2 protein-coding genes are annotated in these 1,694 nt (G+C 40.5%); one reads left to right on the top strand and one right to left on the bottom strand.

Features of this window, described 5'->3' with window-relative positions; translation table 11 throughout:
* On the bottom strand, window positions 1–1,267 hold a 1,267-nt coding region (gene ltrA / locus L8D11_RS05250), incomplete at its 3' end, for a group II intron reverse transcriptase/maturase (protein ID WP_236870617.1).
* Between the two features lie 245 nt (window positions 1,268–1,512).
* Between ltrA and L8D11_RS05245 the strand changes: the two genes are divergently transcribed.
* The coding region (locus L8D11_RS05245; RefSeq protein ID WP_236870616.1) for a hypothetical protein at window positions 1,513–1,694 on the top strand (182 nt) is incomplete at its 3' end.

The raw sequence follows: 1,694 nt of genomic DNA, 5'->3' as shown, positions 1-1,694 counted from the left end.
TCCACCAACCTTTTCTAGAGCAGGCAAGTGACCAGCTAGATTGCTGAGATACACCATGAGCAGTTAGAAAAGTTTTAATAGAAAATTTTCTTTTACGCTGTTTTATCCTGTAAGAGCGAAGACGCCTTCTGATCCAACCGTCCAGATGCTTCATAGGCTTTGGAAAGTCGGAACACTTAAAATAGTGAAACCATCCTCTCGTAGCTTGATTTAACTCTCTGATTATTGTATTAAATTTAACACCTCTACTTCTTTTGGTGATAAGGCGAACCTTATCTTTGAAGCGAGATATAGACTCTCTAGCAATAACAGCAGAACCATCTGTTAACAATGTAAACCCAAGGAATTTACGATCTTGAACAGAACTAGCAGCACTTTTAGTAAGGTTAACTTTAAGTTTTAGCTTACTCTCAAGAAACTTCGTTATAGATGTAAGCACTCTCTGCGCAGAATTCTTAGAAGCAACATAAATGTTACAGTCATCAGCGTATCTGACGAAAGAGTGCTTACGCAAATGAAGTTCTCTATCAAGTTCATGAAGCAATATATTGCTTAGAAGAGGGGAGAGCGGTCCACCCTGTGGCGTCCCTAGGTCTCTCTTACTCATTAAGCCATTTTGCATCATGCCTGCGTTTAAGAACGATCTAATCAGCTTTAAGAGTTTCTTGTCAGAGATAGATCGTGCAATTAGGGACATTAAAATGTCATGATTGACGTTATCAAAGAAAGCTTCTATATCCATATCCACCACCCATGATTTGCCAGATTTTACAAATTCTTTAGCTTTGGAAATAGCGCCTTGAGCAGAACGCTTAGGTCTAAACCCATAGCTATTGTCCGAAAAATGTGGATCAAACAAAGGTGATAAAACTTGAACTATAGCTTGCTGCACCATTCTATCAATTACTGTAGGTATACCAAGCAAACGGGTTTTACCATTAGGCTTAGGTATTTGTACTCCTCTCACAAAAAAGGGAGTATAGTTACCGTTGATAATTGAAGATTGGAGCTCTTGGATAATATCATCTAAGGACTCTTGTACTTCATTGATAGTTCTTTTATCGATACCAGGCGCACCTTTATTACGTTTTACTGCTTTAAAGGCACTTTTGAGATTTGCAGTTTTGACTACATCCTCAATTACATCTTTTGCAAGGTTCTGGGGTATTCTAACTGCTGAAGTTACTCTATGCACCACATGATCAACAGCTCCAGTACTGCCTTCACCATTTGATCCGTGGATGATATTGCTATCTTTTGCTACCATATAACTCCAAAATTAAATTCCAGTACCTAACAAATCTAATTCAGGCCTTCCTTAGGAGAGGTACCGATTTTCCTAAGTACTATGCCTTCTGCTGACTCCTTTTATCCTGTCCTCTGCTATTGCTAGCAAAGTAGCTTATACTCAAGCTAGATAAAAGGCCTCCCGGGGTAAGATGCAAGACCTCCATAAGGCCGAACTTGGTTTACCGCTATACACTTCTGCATAGAGGCGGGTTATTCTAGTTAATGCTAGGTTACCCAGTTATAACGGCCTACTACCAAGTTTCTGTTCGTTTCAGCCTTACTTTGCCGTCAGCTTCCTTCAGCCAACTCCTCACGAAGTTAGCCTTGCCTCAGCTAATGGACCGCTCTATCTCAGCCCACAAGGGACTTGAACCCTTTGCTCTTACATCATGCCCGGCGCACAT

Origin of the sequence: Candidatus Bandiella numerosa (genome assembly GCF_021811875.1) — a bacterium.
GTDB lineage: Bacteria > Pseudomonadota > Alphaproteobacteria > Rickettsiales > Midichloriaceae > Aquirickettsia > Aquirickettsia numerosa_A.
This window is presented reverse-complemented; position numbering and strand designations above follow the sequence as displayed.